Annotated in this window: 10 protein-coding genes; 8 read left to right on the top strand and 2 right to left on the bottom strand. The window is 71.7% G+C overall.

The genetic code is table 11. The features are described from left to right. Position 1 precedes the first annotated feature (1 nt). Positions 2 to 1,078 (bottom strand): S1C family serine protease, encoded by a 1,077-nt coding sequence (locus tag Psi02_RS36665; protein WP_203980465.1) that lies wholly within the window; start codon positions 1,076 to 1,078, stop codon positions 2 to 4. A 170-nt stretch (positions 1,079 to 1,248) separates the two neighbouring features. Between Psi02_RS36665 and Psi02_RS36670 the strand changes: the two genes are divergently transcribed. The 8 genes from Psi02_RS36670 to pgfA all read left to right on the top strand — a co-directional run bounded on the left by Psi02_RS36670 (position 1,249) and on the right by pgfA (position 15,220). Further along, the gene (locus Psi02_RS36670) at positions 1,249 to 2,298 is read left to right on the top strand and encodes a hypothetical protein (protein ID WP_203980466.1); all 1,050 of its coding nucleotides are present in this window, start codon (positions 1,249 to 1,251) and stop codon (positions 2,296 to 2,298) included. A 57-nt stretch (positions 2,299 to 2,355) separates the two neighbouring features. Further along, positions 2,356 to 4,563, top strand: a complete 2,208-nt coding sequence (locus Psi02_RS36675) for an acyl-CoA dehydrogenase family protein (protein ID WP_203980467.1) — start codon at positions 2,356 to 2,358, stop codon at positions 4,561 to 4,563. Between the two features lie 97 nt (positions 4,564 to 4,660). Then, the gene (locus Psi02_RS36680) at positions 4,661 to 6,220 is read left to right on the top strand and encodes an MmpA family trehalose lipid delivery protein (RefSeq protein ID WP_203980468.1); all 1,560 of its coding nucleotides are present in this window, start codon (positions 4,661 to 4,663) and stop codon (positions 6,218 to 6,220) included. Between the two features lie 139 nt (positions 6,221 to 6,359). Further along, positions 6,360 to 6,491 (top strand): hypothetical protein, encoded by a 132-nt coding sequence (locus tag Psi02_RS40935; RefSeq protein WP_275409625.1) that lies wholly within the window; start codon positions 6,360 to 6,362, stop codon positions 6,489 to 6,491. Between the two features lie 290 nt (positions 6,492 to 6,781). Further along, complete coding sequence (locus Psi02_RS36685; RefSeq protein ID WP_239095470.1) at positions 6,782 to 8,125, top strand: glycosyltransferase family 4 protein; 1,344 nt, start codon at positions 6,782 to 6,784, stop codon at positions 8,123 to 8,125. Continuing rightward, on the top strand, positions 8,122 to 12,327 hold the full coding sequence (locus Psi02_RS36690; protein WP_203980469.1) for an alpha-(1->3)-arabinofuranosyltransferase domain-containing protein: 4,206 nt from the start codon (positions 8,122 to 8,124) through the stop codon (positions 12,325 to 12,327). The genes Psi02_RS36685 and Psi02_RS36690 overlap by 4 nt, the downstream gene beginning before the upstream one ends. After that, positions 12,324 to 14,192: a hypothetical protein gene (locus Psi02_RS36695; protein WP_203980470.1), complete on the top strand. Its 1,869-nt coding sequence runs from the start codon at positions 12,324 to 12,326 to the stop codon at positions 14,190 to 14,192. Before Psi02_RS36690 ends, Psi02_RS36695 begins: the two co-directional genes overlap by 4 nt. A 38-nt stretch (positions 14,193 to 14,230) precedes the next feature. After that, the gene (pgfA, locus tag Psi02_RS36700) at positions 14,231 to 15,220 is read left to right on the top strand and encodes a cell envelope lipid trafficking protein PgfA (RefSeq protein WP_203980471.1); all 990 of its coding nucleotides are present in this window, start codon (positions 14,231 to 14,233) and stop codon (positions 15,218 to 15,220) included. Here pgfA and Psi02_RS36705 read toward each other — a convergent pair. After that, positions 15,161 to 15,901, bottom strand: a complete 741-nt coding sequence (locus tag Psi02_RS36705; RefSeq protein WP_203980472.1) for a class I SAM-dependent methyltransferase — start codon at positions 15,899 to 15,901, stop codon at positions 15,161 to 15,163. The two genes, pgfA and Psi02_RS36705, sit on opposite strands and share 60 nt — an antisense overlap. Positions 15,902 to 15,953: the final 52 nt, after the last annotated feature.

Here is a 15,953-nt window from a genome sequence, read left to right on the forward strand (position 1 = left end):
GCTAGCCGCTGGACGGCAGTTCGCTGAGCGCGACCGTGACCGTGGTGGTCTGGCCGCTGGGGTGGAGGAGCTGGACCTTGACCCGGTTGCCCGGCTTCTGCGTGGCGAGCACCTGGGAGAGGGCGTTCGACGTCGGAGTGGGGATGCCGCCGATGCTGACGATCACGTCGCCGGGCTTGATGCCGGCCTTGGTCGCGCCGCTGCCCGGCGTGACCGCGCCCACCACGGCTCCGATCGGGTTCCCCTCGGTGTCGACGGCCGTGCCCACACGGACGCCCAGCGCGGCGCGACGGCTGTTGACGACCCGGCCGTACCTGATGATCTGCCCCGCGACGTCCGTGGCCGTGTCGCTGGGAATGGCGAAACCGATGCCGGGTGCCGCGCCCTGCTCGGGATCGACGGCCGACAACGTCGGGATGCCGATGACCTGGCCGGACAGGTCGACGAGCGCCCCGCCGCTGTTGCCCGGGTTGATGGGAGCCGACGTCTGGATCGCGTTGGTGATCGTCGCTCCGGGTGTCCCGTGCGGCCCCTGGCCGGACACCGTGCGGCCGAGGGCGGACACGATGCCCTGGGTCACGCTGCCGGAGAAGCCCAGGGGATTGCCCATGGCGAGCACGATCTGACCGACCTGGAGTTGCGCCGATCGGCCGAAGGTCGCGGGGGTGAGCCCGCGGGCGTCCTCGACCCGGATCATCGCCAGGTCGCCGGCGCGGAAGGTGTTGACGAGGGTGGCCTTCCTCGGCTGGCCCCCGCTCGCGAGGGTGACCTGGAACTCGCGGGCCGTGCCGACGACATGGGCGTTCGTCACGATGTGACCCAACGTGTCGTACACGATCCCGGACCCGAGGCCCTGTGCCGTGGTGATCTGCACGATGGACGGGAGGACCTTCTTGATCACCTGCTCGAGGGCGCTCTCGAGTGCGACCGCCTCGGGAGCGCCCGACGGCGGCACGGGCGTGGTCGTCGACCGTGCCGCGGGAGCCGTTCCCAGGCTGTCCGTGACACCCCCGCAGGAGGAGATCGCGACCATCGCCAGCGCCACCGCGACGCGGGTGGCCCCCCGTGAGAAATCCATGCTCTCTGTCTATCGATGCCGGCGACGGGTATCCAAGCAACGCGCCCGGGGTCGCCGTGGCGGTGACCTGGGCCGTTCCATTGCGAGGGGAATCGGGGACCATCGGGAACGCCGCTGAAGCGTGATGCGAGTATCCGCAAAGGCCGTCATTTCTGTCGTAACCTGCCTGCATGGCTGAGGGCGATGCGAACCCGGCCGGACGTGACAGGTCCGGCGAACTCTTCGTCCGTTCCTACGACGCCCCCACGACGCCCATGCCGCGTGTGGGCCCCGACGGGCTCGGCCAGAGTGCGCGGCCCGGAGGCTCCGCTCGCAGGCTTGGTCCCACCCAGGACCGCATCGTCGCCGGCGGTCGTGTCGCTGGCACGGGCGGGAACCCCGAGGGCTCTGGCGGTCGCGGGACCGGCCTGGGCGGTGGGCCCGACGGTCGCGGTTCCACGCCCGGCCCCGGCAACGCCTCCCGAGGCGGCCGCCACAGTGGCGGGGGAGCCCGCAAAGAGCCCGTGGGCCGCTACGTGGCCATCGCGGTCGTGGCGACGATCGTGGCGGCGGGCATCCTCGGCCTCCTCTACTTCCCCAAGGAGTCGACCGGGGTCGACCAGCTCTACCAGGCGAAGGTCCAGGTCGGCCCGTCGGATGTCGCCGACCCGAGTGTGACGCCGAAGCCGCCGGCGTCGGCGGTGCCCACGCTTCCCGCGAGCAGCGTGGAACTCGCGACCTTCGCCGGGCGGGCCACGACAGTGACGTCATCGGTAGCCGACCAGAAATCCGGCATCGGCTACGCGAAGCTCGGCCTGCCGTGGCAGGCGGCGGCCCCGGCGCCGTTCTCGTTCGTTCAGCGGTCCGGCCTCGAGGGGCCGGCGCAGGCGATGATCGCCTCGAGTCCCCTTCCGGGCGCTGTGCCGAAGCGGCTCGACGATCTTTCCGACTACCGGTACTACGCCGAGAAGGCGGCCAAGTGGACGCTGCGCCGCCAGCCGGAGGGCAGCAGGCTCGTGTGGACCGCCTCGCAGCCGGCGGCGCACGGCACCGGCTGGCTGCTGGGCTACAAGATCACTTACCTGGTCGACGGCGAGAAGCACGCGTCCCGGGCGATCGTGGTCGTGGTCGGAGCGGCAGGCAGGCAGAAGCCGGCCATGGTGTTCGCGACCGTGCCGGACACCGACAAGGCCCTGCTCCCTGATCTGAATACTCTCGCGCAGAGCATCCGCCCGATCTAGCCCGCGAACCTTCTTCTAGAATATGGTTCTATACGGGTCTAGTGGTGGAGGAATCACATGGCGATCGGGCTGAGCGAGGAGCATGAGGCGCTCCGCGAGTCGGTGGCGGGATGGGCCGAGCGGAACATCCCCGTCGAGGTGGTCCGCGGTTCCGTCGGAGATCTCAGTGGCTCGGGCACCGAGGAACGGCCGGCCTTCTGGTCGGGTCTCGCCGACCAGGGTCTGCTCGGACTGCACATCCCCGAGGAGCACGGCGGTTCCGGCTACGGCCTGCTCGAGGCCGCCGTCGTGATCGAGGCGCTGTCCGAGCGCGTGGCCCCGGGGCCGCTGGTGCCGACCGTGCTGGCGAGTGCCGCGATCCTCGCGTCCAGCGGCAAGGCGCACGCCAAGCTGCTGCCCGGTCTCGCCGACGGGTCGCTGACGGGCGCGGTCGCCCTTGGCGGCTCCCTGACGGGCGTGCGCGAGGACGGCGTGCTGACGATCAGCGGTGCCGCCGAGCCGGTGCTCGGCGCGGCTCTCGCCGACGTGCTCGTCCTGCCGGTCTCGACGGACCTCGGCGAGGAGTGGGTGGCGATCGACGCCGATCAGGCGACGATCACCCCGGCGAAGCCGCTCGACCTCACCCGCGGTGTCGCGAAGGTGGAGGTCGAAGGGCTGGCCGTACCGGAGGAGAGGGTCCTCGACGGGCTCGAGGGCCCCGATGTCCTCAACCTCGCGGCGATCGTCCTCGGCGCGGACGCGATCGGCGTCGCGGCCTGGTGCGTGGCGGCCGCGGCCGACTACGCCAAGGTCCGGGTGCAGTTCGGCCGGCCGATCGGGCAGTTCCAGGGCATCAAGCACAAGCTCTCCCGGATGCTCGTCGTGCTGGAGCAGGCGAGGGCGACCGTCTGGGACGCCACCAGGGCGACCGGGGACGAACTCGCCTACGCGGCGGCGATCGCCGGGGTGACGGCTCCCGACGCGGCGGTCCAGTGCGCCAAGGACGCCATCCAGATCTTCGGCGGGATCGGCTACACCTTCGAACACGAGGCGCACCTCTACTATCGGCGGGCGCTCACGATCCGGGCGCTGCTCGGGTCGTCGGCGGAGTGGGCCGAGACCGTCGCCTCGCTCGCGCTGGACGGCGTGACGCGCGAGATGGAGATCGACCTGCCCGCGGAGTCCGAGTCGCGGCGGGCCGCCATCCGCGCCGAACTGGCCGAGATCGCCGCGCTCGAGGGTGCGGAGCAGAAGCGGGCGCTGGCCGGCGCCGGTTTCGTCATGTCGCACCTGCCGAGGCCGTGGGGCCGCGGGGCGACGCCGCTGGAGCAGGTGCTCATCCACCAGGAGATCAGGGCGGCCAAGATCAAGCTGCCTCAGATGATCATCGGTGCGTGGGTGGTGCCCTCCCTCGTCTCCTACGGCACGCCGGAGCAGCAGGAGCGGTTCCTGCCCAAGACGCTGAGCGGCGAGATGATCTGGTGCCAGCTCTTCTCCGAGCCGGGCGCGGGCTCCGACCTGGCCTCGCTGCAGATGAAGGCCGAGAAGGTCGAGGGCGGCTGGAAGCTCAACGGCCAGAAGATCTGGACGTCGGTCGCCCACGTGGCCGAATGGGGCATCTGTATCGCCCGCTCGGACAGCTCGAAGCCCAAGCACGACGGCATCACCTACTTCCTCGTCGACATGAAGGGGCCCGGCGTCACCGTCCGGCCGCTGACCGAGATGACGGGGGAGAACCTGTTCAACGAGGTCTTCCTCGACGACGTCTTCGTGCCCGACGACCTCGTGGTCGGCAACGTCGACGAGGGCTGGAAGGTGGCGCGCAACACGCTGTCGAACGAGCGTGTGTCGCTGTCGGCCGGTTCGGGCGGAACCGGCGCCTCGGTGACCGACCTCCTCGGTCTGGTGGGCAGGCTCGGGCGGGAGTTGACGCCGGTGGAGCGGTGCCGACTGGCCGACGTGGTGTGCGAGGGGCACTCGATCAACGCGCTGTCCCTGCGCGTGACGCTCAAGCAACTCGCGGGCGCGGAGCCCGGCGCCGATGCGTCGGTGCGCAAGCTCCTGTCCACCTCTCACGCGCAGCACGTGTCGGAGACGGCCGTGGACCTGCTCGGCTCCGGGGCGGTCGTCGCGGCCGACTGGAAGCTCGGTGACGGGGGTTACTGGAACCGCGCCGTCCTCGCCACCCGGGCGATGACGATCTACGGCGGAACGACCGAGGTGCAGCTCAACATCATCGGCGAACGCATGCTGGGCCTGCCGCGCGACCCCGAGCCCGGCAAATAGTCTCGGCGGTCACGCGGCAGGTCTTCCCCCTTCCGGCCGCGTGACCGCCGTGGTGCATCCGAGCTGTTCTGGGGAGATGAGCCCTAGCCTGTACGGCATGCGGCCATCCTCCAGATTCGTGCGCTTCGCGCCGGCCGCACTGGGGCTCGTCCTCGGCCTGCTCGCACTGGGGCCGGCGCTCGGGCCGGGCTTCACGCTGCGCTACGACATGGTGTTCGTCCCCGACCCCGTGTGGGGGTCGTACGGGGGCGGGTTCCCCAGGGCCGTGCCGAGCGACCAGGTCGTGGCGTTGTTGTCGGCGGTCCTTCCCGGGCAGATCGTCCAGAAGGCCGTCCTGCTGGGAATCTTCGTGCTGGCCGCGTCGGGGGCGGCGGCGCTGGTCCCCTCGGACAGGACGGCCGCGCGCCTCGCGGCCGCCGCGTTCTACGCCTGGAACGCCTACCTCGCCCAGCGTCTGCTGCTCGGGCAGTGGGCGCTGCTCCTCGGCTTCGCGGGCCTCCCCTGGGCCGTACGGGCGGCGGCGCGGGGCGGCGCCCTCCGGCTGGCCGCCGCGCTGCTCCCGGCCGCCGTGGGAGGCTTCCAGGCCATGCTCGTCACCGCTGTGGCCGTACTGCCGGTGGCGGCGTTCCGTTCCGCGGACGGGTGGCGGGCCCGCGTCCGCGGGGTTCTCGGGAGCGCGGCCACGATCGCGGTGCTCAGCCTGCCGTGGCTGGTGCCGGCCCTGCGCTCCGACGCGATCGCCGACCCGGCCGGGGTCGCGGCGTTCGCGCCGCGGGCCGACGGGCCGTTCGGGACGCTGGGCAGCCTGCTCTGTCTCGGCGGCATCTGGAACGCCGAGGCCGGCGTCCCCGGCCAGGGCTCCTGGGGGACGGCCGCAGTGCGTCTCGTCCTGACCGCCGTCGCCCTCATCGGGTTCGTACGGCAGGCGCTGCGCCGCCGGCTTCAGGGAGACGAGTCGTACGTCCGAGGTCTCGCGGTAGCGGCGGCGGCCGGGCTGGTCATCGCGTGCACGGGAGCGTTCGCCCCTCGTGTCCTCCAGGGTCTGATGGGCGTGTGGGCCGGGTTCGGGCCGTTCCGCGACGGCCAGTTGTACATCGCCCCGCTCGCCCTGGCGCTCGCCGTCGGGTTCGCCGCCGCGGTGACATGGCTGGACCGGGCCGCCCTCGGCCGGATCGCCTTCGCGGCGGCCGCCGTGCCCGTGCTCGCCCTGCCGACCTTCGCCCTGGGGGCCTTCGGGAGGCTCGGATCGGCCGAGTACCCGGACGGGTGGCGGGCCGTCCAGGCGATCGTGAACCACGACCCGGCGCCGGGCGCGCTGGTGTCGCTGCCCTGGGGGGCCTACCGGGCGTTCGGCTGGAACGGCGGCCGGGTGGTGCTCGATCCGGCGACCAAGTCGTTCGCGCGACGGGTCGTATGGGACGACGCGTTGGTGGTGGGCGTCCCCGGCGGAGGACGCATCCGGGTGGCCTCGGAGGATCCGCTGAACCGCAGAGTCGGGGACCTGGTTTCCGGGAGCGGTCCGCTCACCGCGGCGTTCGCCGATGAGGGGGTGCGTTATGTCCTGGTGGAAAGCCGAAATCAGAACGCGTTCCTGTCCCGGCTACCTGGAGCGATTCCCGTCTGGCGGGACGCCGAACTGCTGCTGATGCGATTGTGAGCCGCTTCTCCCTGGTTTTGCGCGCTATACCCGTGAGTAACGTTTTTTATCACGGTTTGACGAATGCTATGGATTATGACCTGGATCACGTTCTAGTCTCGGCCCACTGCGGATTCCGCACGTGGAGGGAGAAGCACTCGTGTTGAAAGTACTAGCCGCTTTGGTGGTCGGAGCCGTGCTCGCCGGCCTCGCCTCGGTGGCGGTGGTCAACGTGGCTTCGCCTGCCCCGGCACCGCCGAACAAGCCTCTCTACAACTACGGCGACAGGTGAGCCGGCGGGCCTTCCTTCTTTGAGGGCCCTCCTTCATTGAGGAGCGGCCTTCCTTGACGGGCGGCGGCCCGCCGTACCGGACGTCGCAGCCGCGGGAGCGGCGCGGACGGCTGATGGATTTCCGATGGGCGGGCCCGGATACGCCGGGTCCTCATCCCGTCATGCCCGGATCCGGGCCCGTCCCGGCTCCCCGTCCCCGTTCCGTCCCGGTTCCCCGTCCTTTGTCAGCGTCCTTTCAGTTCGCGACCGCGACCGGCTCGCCCCGCGCGGTGTCACCCGAAGGAGTGGTCGTGGTCGCACAGAGGGCGAACACCAACCCCGCGGGGCGCGTCTCGTCTCTCCCGGACCATGACACGGGTCACGACACGGGTCACGACACGGGTCACGACACGGGTCACGACACGGGTCACGACACGGGTCACGACACGGAGCGCGGCAGGCCGCAGCTGACCGCCGGGCAACCCACGTCCGCACCGGCTCTGCGCGGCGTGCGTGTGGCACTGCTGAACTTCCGGGAACCCTGCCAGTCGGTTGCCGGCGGCGCCGAGGAGTACGCCTGGCAGGTCTCCGTCCACCTGGTCGGGCAGGGCGCCCACGTGCACTTCGTGACGAGCAGGGAGCCCGGACAGCCGCGCGCCGAGCGCCGTGACGGCGTCGAGTTGCGGAGGATGGGCAACCGCTACCTCGTCCACCTGCTCGTCCCGCTGTGGCTGCTGCTGCGGCGCCGGCGGTTCGACCTGGTGGTCGACTGCATGAACGGCATCCCGTTCTTCGCCCCCGTGGTGGTGTCGCGCAGGACCCGGGTGATCTCCCTGATCCACCACGTCCACGACCGTCAGTTCTACGCGTTCTTCTCCCGGCGGATCGCGCGGATCGGATGCTTCGTCGAAGGGCCGATCGCCCGGCTGGTCTATCGGCGCTGCCTCACCGTCACGGTGTCGGAGTCGTCGGCCACCGAGTTGCGCGAGCGGCTGCGCTGGCTCGCGCCGATCGAGATCGTCCCGAACGGCAGCCCGGTGGCCCGGCCGATCGCGCGTGACGCCGTGCCGGGGGACCCGTCCATCGTCTACCTCGGCCGGCTGGTCGGGCACAAACGCGTGGAACGGGTGGTCGCGCTCGCGGCGGACCTGGCGGGGGACTGGCCGGGGCTGCACGTCCACGTCGTCGGGCGCGGTCCCGAGCTCGGCCCGCTCGCGGCCCGCGCGAACGAGCCCGACGTGGCCGGGCGGGTGCACCTGCGCGGCTTCCTCGCCGAGGCGGACAAGAACGCCGTGCTCAGCGGTGCCCGCCTCAACGTCACCGCGTCCGAGTTCGAGGGCTGGGGGCTGACGGTCATCGAAGCGGCGGCGCTCGGCGTGCCCACCGTGGCCTACGACGTCGCGGGCCTGCGCGACTCGGTACGGCACGGCGTCACCGGCTGGCTGGTCCGCGACGGGGAGAGCCTCGCCGACGTCGTCAGGCTCGCGCTGAAGGAGCTCGGCGACCCCCGTACACGCGCGCGGATGGGGGCCGCATGCCGGATGTGGGCGCGTGAGTTCACGTGGGGGAAGACCGGCGCTAGCATGACGGGACTAATTGCCACAGAGCTGGAGAAAAGCGGCTCTGGTCCCCCCTCCCGCGGAGTGGCTCAGTGACGGTTGCCAACTGGATCGGCCAGCTGGCGCCCGCAGAGGCCGATTCCTACGGCGAACGGTTCAGGCACAGGCTCCGGCTTGTCGCCGGATGCCTGCTCCTCGGTGCGATCGCGTTCAACACGGCCACCGAGAAGATCATCGCCGAGACCAAGCTCGACATGGCGGTCGATCCGCTGCGCTTCCTCGGCCGGGCGCTGCACCTGTGGGACAACGACTACTTCGGCCACCTGCAGAACCAGGCCTACGGCTACCTGTTCCCCATGGGCCCCTTCTACGCGTTGTGGCTCAAGCTCGACATGCCCGCGTGGAACGTCCAGCGGCTGTGGATGTCGTTCGTGCTCTGCGCCGCCTTCCTCGGAGTGGTGCAACTCGCCCGTGCCCTGCGCGTCGGCACGCCCAACACGCGCATCCTCGCCGGTCTCGCGTACGCGCTGGCGCCGCACGCCCAGGCGCTGATCGGCATCAACTCCTCCGAGTTCCTGCCCAGCGCGATGATGCCGTGGATCATGCTTCCGCTGGTCCGGGGCGCGCAGGGCACGACGGGCCCGCGCAGGGCCGCAGCGTTGTCGGCGCTCGCGTTCCTACTCTGCGGCGGCGTCAACGCCACGGCGGAGATCGCCGTGCTCATCGCCCCCGCCGTCTATCTGCTGACCCGGTCTCGCGGACCGCTGCGCCGCCGGCTGACGGCCTGGTGGTGCGTCATGATCGCGGCGGTGTCGTTCTGGTGGGCGGTTCCGCTGCTCGTCCTGGGCCGCTACGTCTTCTCCTTCCTCCCGTTCATCGAGAACGCCACCGCGACGACCGGGGTCACGTCGCTGACGAACGTCCTGCGCGGCACCTCCAGCTGGCTGGCCTTCCTGTCCGTGGACGGCCAGCCGTGGATGGCGGGGGCCTACCAGCAGGCGTTCAGCCCGTGGCTGATCGTGGTAACCGTCCTGCTCGCGGGACTGGGGCTGGCCGGTCTGGCCCTGCGGAGCCTGCCGGAACGCGCATTCTTGATCATCACCCTGCTCGTGGGGGTGGCGATCGTGGCGGCCGGTCACGCGAGCGCCATCGCGGGCCCGCTGAACGACGCCGTCGTGCAGACGCTCGACGGGCCTCTCGCGGTGTTCCGCAACCTCCACAAGTTCGACGCGCTGATCCGGCTGCCCGTGGTGCTCGGGCTGGCCGGGCTGCTCGCCTTGGTGAAGCCGCCCGCTCGCCTGCCGCTGGCGGCGGCGGGTGTCGCGATGGTCGCCGCGACCTGCGTGCCGATCGTCGCGGAGGGGCTCGCGCCCTCGGGATCCTTCACGGAGATCCCCGGCTACTGGAAGCAGGCGACCACGTGGCTGGACGAGAACGCCGGTGACCAGATGGTCCTGGCCGTCCCCGGCTCCAAGCGCGGCGAATACCAGTGGGGGCGTCCGCTGGACGAACCCATGCAGCCGCTGCTCACGGCACGCTGGGCGACGCACACCATCGTCCCCTGGGGGTCGGCGGGCTCCAGCCGGCTGCTGGCGGCCATCGACGACCGCTTCGCGTCGGGGCAGGGCTCGGCCGGGCTCACCGACACGCTGCGCCGGATCGGGGTCGGCTATCTGGTCGTGCGCAACGACCTCGACCGCCGCACCATAGGCACGGCCTGGCCCGCGCGCGTCCACCAGGCGATCGAGGACTCCCCCGGGATCACTCTGGTCAAGCAGTTCGGCCCGGGCGTGGGCGACGCGCACGGCAGCATCGCCTCGGGCTGGCTCGACCAGCCCTACAGCGCCTTGGAGATCTACCGGGTCGGCGACGCGGCCCCGCTGGTCGGCACGGTGCCCGTGAAGGGGGCGCTCCGCGTGGGAGGAGCTCCCGAGGCCGTGCTCGACCTGGCGGAGCAGGGCCTCCTGCCCGATGATCGGCCCGTCGTGCTCGGCGACGATCCCGGCGCCTCGGCGATCCCCGCGTACGACACGGTCGTCACCGACACGCTGAGGAAGACCGACGTCCAGCTGAGCGACCTGAGAGAGGTATCGGGCGCCACCCTCACACCCGGCGAGACCACGTCGGGACCCGATCTCACCGATCCCGCATGGGAACCCTTCCAGTCGACCGCGCGGTATCTGGAGATAGCCGGTGTGCGGGCGTCCTCGTCGGAGGCCGACGCCACCGCGATACCGGGCTCGCGCGATCCCGGACGCCAGCCCTTCGCGGCCCTCGACGGAGACAGGCGGACCGGCTGGCGGTCGGCCGGGTGGAACGGCCCGCTGGGCGAGTGGCTCGAGGTCACACTCACCAAGGCCACGGACATCCCCTATGTGACGCTCGCGCTGGACCAGTCGTACATCGGGCCGCCGCCCTCGGAGGTCGCGGTCGAGACCGACGCGGGAACCCGGCGCCAGGCCGTCACGGCGACCGCCGAGCCGCAACGCCTCGCCCTGCCGCCGGGGCCGACCACGCGTGTGCGCATCCGGATCACGAAGCTGGCCTACGAGCCCAAGATGAAGCTGGGCAGCCGGGTCGGGATCACCGAGCTCACGATCCCCGGAGTGACGCCCGGCCGGACCATCGTCGTCCCGCAGGCGCCCGGCGATCCCCGCGGCGAGGCGGTCGTCTCCTTCAGCAGGAACGGGGACGTGCCCGCCTGCATGCGCGGCTCGTACGTCTGGGCCTGTTCCACCGGGCTCGCGGTCCAGGGCGAGGACGCCTACGGCTTCAACCGGGCCTACGTCTCCCAGGGCTCGGGCGAGCGGACCCTCAGCGGGCAGGCCGTGCTCACCGACCGCTCCGAGATCGAGCGGGTCACCTCGCTGCCGGGGGAGCCCCTGGCCGTCACCTCGTCCTCGACGTACACCGGCGACCCGGCGACGATCGCCAGATCCGCCTTCGACGGAAATCCCCGGACGGTCTGGTACGCCGACCCTCTCGACCGCACACCGACCCTTGACGTCAAGCTGGCCCGCCCGGTCACCCTTTCCCGGGTCAAGGTCGAGTTCCCCGACTCCTCCCTCGGCCCCCCTCCGGTACGGCTGACGCTGCGGGGCGACGGCGGCACGCGTGAGGGCTGGGTCGGCCGCGACGGCTGGATCGAGTTCCCGCCGATGAAGACCGGAAAGCTCTCGATCACGTTCACCGCGTCCAGTTCGCGGCCGATCGAGGTGAACGACGTCACGATCCCCGGCGTGCGGCCCCTGGGAGCGCTCACCGGGTATCCGCTCCGGCTGCCGTGCGGCTTCGGTCCCACGCCGTCGGTCGACGGCGCGCCGGTGCACACCAAGATCGTCGGCGGGACGCTCGCCGACGTCCTCGCCGGGAGGCCGCTCACCTACGAGGCCTGCGAGCCCTTCAATGTGCTGGCCGGGGAGACGCGCCTGTCCGCGTCGCCGCAGGACCCGTACCGGATCAGGACGGCCGTCATCCGCAGGCCCGGAGCCGAGGCGGCGCCGCCGACGGTGACCCGGCCGGTGGACGTCCAGGAGTGGACGGGCTGGGAGCGCCGGGTCGAGGTCGGCGCGACCGCGGCCAGCTATCTGGTCGTCAACGAGAACTTCAACGACGGATGGCATGCCTCCGTGGCCGGGCGCGAACTGACGCCGGCGCGGCTCGACGGCTGGCGGCAGGCGTGGATCCTGCCCGCGGGCACGAACGGGACCGTGACCATGAGCTATCAGCCGGACGGCGTCTACCGCGCCGGCCTGGCGGTCGGGGTGGCGCTCGTGCTGCTCGTGGTGGCCGCCGCCGTGGTTCCCGCGCGGCGCCGTGCCGTACACCCCGTGATCGGCCCCCGCGGGATGCGGGTCAAGTGGCTGTGGCCGTTCGTGCCGGTCTACGGGTTCTGGATCGGCGGCGTGACGGGCCTCGCCGTGCTGACCGCGCTGTTCGCCGCGACTGTGTTGTTCCGGCGGGTCTCGGCGGGAGAGCACGCCCGGCGGGGGACCGCCGTCGTGGCCGTGTCGCGCGCGCTCTCGTCCGCGCCCGCCGCGCTGGCCTCGCTCGCTCTCGCCGGGCTGAGCCTGGCGGCCGGGACCGCTCTGCTTTCCACGGAGAACACGGCTTGGGGGCGGCCGCTGAGCGACCTCGTGCCGCAACTGCTCTGCCTCCCGCTCATCGCCCGTCTGTTCGCCAACGTGCCCGACGACCCGTCCAGGGCTCCGGCCCCGCGGACCGCCGATCCGGGCGGCGAGGCGCCGCAGGCGTCGCCTCCGGCACGCAGGGACGCCCACCTCTCTGGAGTGCCGTGACCAAGGTGATCTCGGACGTCACACCGCGGTCAGGGTCACCGCGGATCCGCATCACGCTTCCCTCGGAGACGGTGGCGCAACTCTCGGCCTGGGGCGCGTTCGCCCGGCGCAACGGCGTCACCCTGGCGGCCGTCCTCCTGCTCGTGCTCCAGTTGTGCTGGCGGGCCGACGTCGTGAGCCTGGCCTCCTTCAAGGAGGACGACTTCGAGTTCGTCGCCCGGGCGGCGGAGAACCCTCTTTCGTGGGACTACCTGACCCGCATCCACTACGACCAGTTCATGCCGGTGGGATTCGCGCTGGCCTGGTTCGTCACCCGGCTCGCGCCGTACGGGTGGGGCCTGGCGGCGGGGAGCACGCTGGTCCTGTTCACGGTCTCGGGCATCGCCGTGTTCCGGATGCTGGTCGTGTTGTTCGGGCGCAGGCGGGCGATCCTGGTCCCGCTCGTGGTCTATCTGTTCGCGCCCTTCACGGTGCCCGCCCTCACGTGGTGGTCGGCCGCGCTCAACCTCGCGCCGCTGCTGCTCGCGATCCCCATGGCGGTCACCGCTCACGTCCTCTACCTGCGCGACGGCCGTCTCGTGCACGCGGTGGCCGCGACGGCGTGGATCGTCGTCGCGCTGTGCTCGTTCCTGAAGGCGGCGGCGCTGCCGGTGCTGCTGTTCGCGCTGACGCTCGCCTACTTCTCAGCCGGCACGGGCATGCGGGGCGTTCTCCGCAGGCACGCGGGCCTGTGGGCGGCCTACGCCGTCGTCGTCGTGACGTACGTCGCCGGCTACCTCGTGGCGGCGCGGAACACGCCCGGCCTGGGCGGATGGCCGACGGTGGCCGAGGGGCTCGGGTTCATCAGGAGGCTGCTGCTCGACACCTTCCTCGGCACCACGCTGGGCGGCCCCTGGCGGTGGTTCTCCGGCCCGGACCGTGCGGTCGCCAGCCCTCCCGGCCTGCTCGTCGTCCTCTCGGCGCTCGTCGCCGCGGCCGTCCTGGTGATCACCGCCGTCTACCGGCGGCGCGCCCTGCGCGCCTGGGGGCTGCTGCTCGGATACCTGGTCGTCGCCGACGTGGTGCCGACGTTCTACGGGCGTGTCCACATCCTCGGCGCGTTCATGGGCATGGAGACGCGGTACGTCGTCGACGCGGCCCCCGTGCTGGCGCTCGCCGCCGCGTTGGCCTTCCTGCCGCTCGTGGGGGAGGATTCGCCCTATCGCGCGCGGCCGCCGAGAGACCTGGTGATCGGCGCCGGCGGGCTGCTCGTCGGCGGCTTCCTCGTCGGCTCGCTCGCGTCGGTGAGCGTCTTCTCCGGGTATCTGGGCAACGACAGGACGCACGCCTACCTCACCACCGCTGCGGCCGCGCTGCGGTCGGCCCCTCCCGACGCCGTCATCCTCGACCGCCGCGCCCCGGCCGACGTGGTCCCGGCGTCGTACGGCGCCTACGCCATGACCTCCCACGTGCTCGGCCCGCTGGCGACCCCCGCCCAGCGCGAGCGCATGCGTCATCCGGAGCCGTCCACCAGCGCTCTGGTCTTCGACGATCAGGGACGGCTTCGCCCGGCCGAGGGTTCGGGGGAGCGGGCCCTCGCACCCGGCGGCTGCCATCCGGTGGCCGGAGCCGCAGTGGAGATCCCGCTGCCCACGGTCACGCGGGAGGGCTCGGTGGTCCGTCTCGGCTACGCCTCGGCCGTGAGCGCCCACGTCGTCCTCTACATCGGTGACAAGGGATACGACGTGTCGATCGGGCCGGGACTGGGCCGGGTGCTGTTCACCGCCCCAGCGAATCTGTCGAAGGTGCTCGTGTCCGGCATGTCACCAGCTGTGCAGATCTGTTTCGGGGACGTCGCCGTCGGCGACGCCATGGCGGCGTCATGAACGCCGCCGCGGGCCAGGCGGCCTCTCCACGGGGTCGCATGTCCCTGCGTCGCGCCGCCGGGCTCGCCCTCGCCGGCGCGGGCGCGTTCCTGCTCACGCTCGTCCCGCTGCTGCACGGCTTCGTGTACGACAAGGTCATCCGGGTGCCGCTCGAGCACTCGTCGCTCACCCACATGTACGCCGAGGCGGCCACCTACTTCGACACGGCCGCCATGCGGTCGCGCGTCGGGGACGTCATCCTCACGCGGGCGCTGAACGGGGACACGGGCGCGGGTGACGACCAGCGCGCCGTCTGGCTCGAGTCGAGCTCTCTCGACACCGCGGACGGTGACCGCCTCGATTATCACGAGCGCCGGGTCGCCTTCGACCGGCGCACCGGCGCGATCGTGAACTGCTGCGGAGAGTACGTCGACGACGATCCCGCGGCCCGCCAGGCGGGCCTCGCGTTCCGCTGGCCGTTCGGCGCGCAGAAGCGGGACTACGAGTATTTCGACCCCCAGGTGAAGCGCACCCTGCCGATGGTGTTCGACGGACAGGAGACCGTGGAGGGGGTCACGGCCTACCGGTACAGGCAGAGCGTGCCGGCGACGAAGATCGAGGACGTCGCGACCCGCATCCCCGGCTCGGCGCTCGGCCTGCCGGGCGACAGGAGCTTCACCGTGACCAGGTGGGCCCAGACGGAGCGAACGGTCTGGGTGGAGCCGGTGAGCGGTGTGCCCGTCAAATTCGAGGAGAAGCGGCGGGAGACCTTCCGCACCGCCGACGGGGTGGAGCGGCTCGTCGCGCTGGCGGCCGACCTGCGAACCCCCGACGACGAGATCGCCGTCAACGAGGCCGAGGCCGCGGCGTACGCCTCGTGGAGCAGATGGCTCCGCACCATCCTGCCGATCGGCGCGGCCGGCGCCGGGGTGCTGCTGATCGCCCTGGGAATCTGGGCCTCGTGGCCGCGGCGGCGGTCTCGCCGCGGGTCAGCGCCTGCGCAGGACGAGCAGCAGGTTCCACGTCACGACCTCGCGAATCCCCGGTAGGAGCAGCACATGCCGCGCCCAGCGAGGATGGTAGCGAGGGATCGCGTCGAGCACCTCGGCCCTCGTCTGGCGTCGCGCCCATCCCAACATCCGCGACACCGACACGGCGTACATGCTCTCGCCGTAGACGTTCTTGGGCGGCCTGCCGTACCGGCGTTCGTAGCGGCGGGCCGCGCGGTGGCCGCCGAAGTAGTGCCACGGCGAGGTCTCGTGGCCGCCCCAGGGCGACAACCACGACGTGTACGACAGGTAGACGAGCCCGCCGGGGCGGGTCACCCTGACGATCTCGTCGGCCATGGCCAGAGGGTCGGGCACGTGCTCCAGCACGTTGGAGGAGAAGCACACGTCGACGGAGCCGGTCCGCAGCGGGATCTCCAGCGCGCTGCCGAGGACGGCGCCTTCCGGCATGGCGCCGTCACGCGCGCGCATCTCGCCGGCGTCGCAGTCCACGCAGACCGTGCGCGCTCCGGCGGCGCGCAGCGCCTCCGCGAAGTACCCGGGCCCGCCGCCGATGTCGGCCACCAGGGCGCCGTCCAGGTCGGCGTAGGTGGACAGCTGGGCCACCGTGTCCCTGGCCAGCAGACCGTAGAAGAAGCTCGGGTCGCTCTGCTCCAGGCGGAAGGCGCCGAGCAGGCGGACCGACCGCGCGAGGTCCGCGCGGAACGCCTCGTGGGTCTCCATCCGGCGGAGCCTAACACGGTATATAGAACACGTTGCACCCGCGAAGCGGTGG

Origin of the sequence: Planotetraspora silvatica (genome assembly GCF_016863315.1) — a bacterium.
Classification (GTDB): Bacteria; Actinomycetota; Actinomycetes; order Streptosporangiales; family Streptosporangiaceae; genus Planotetraspora; species Planotetraspora silvatica.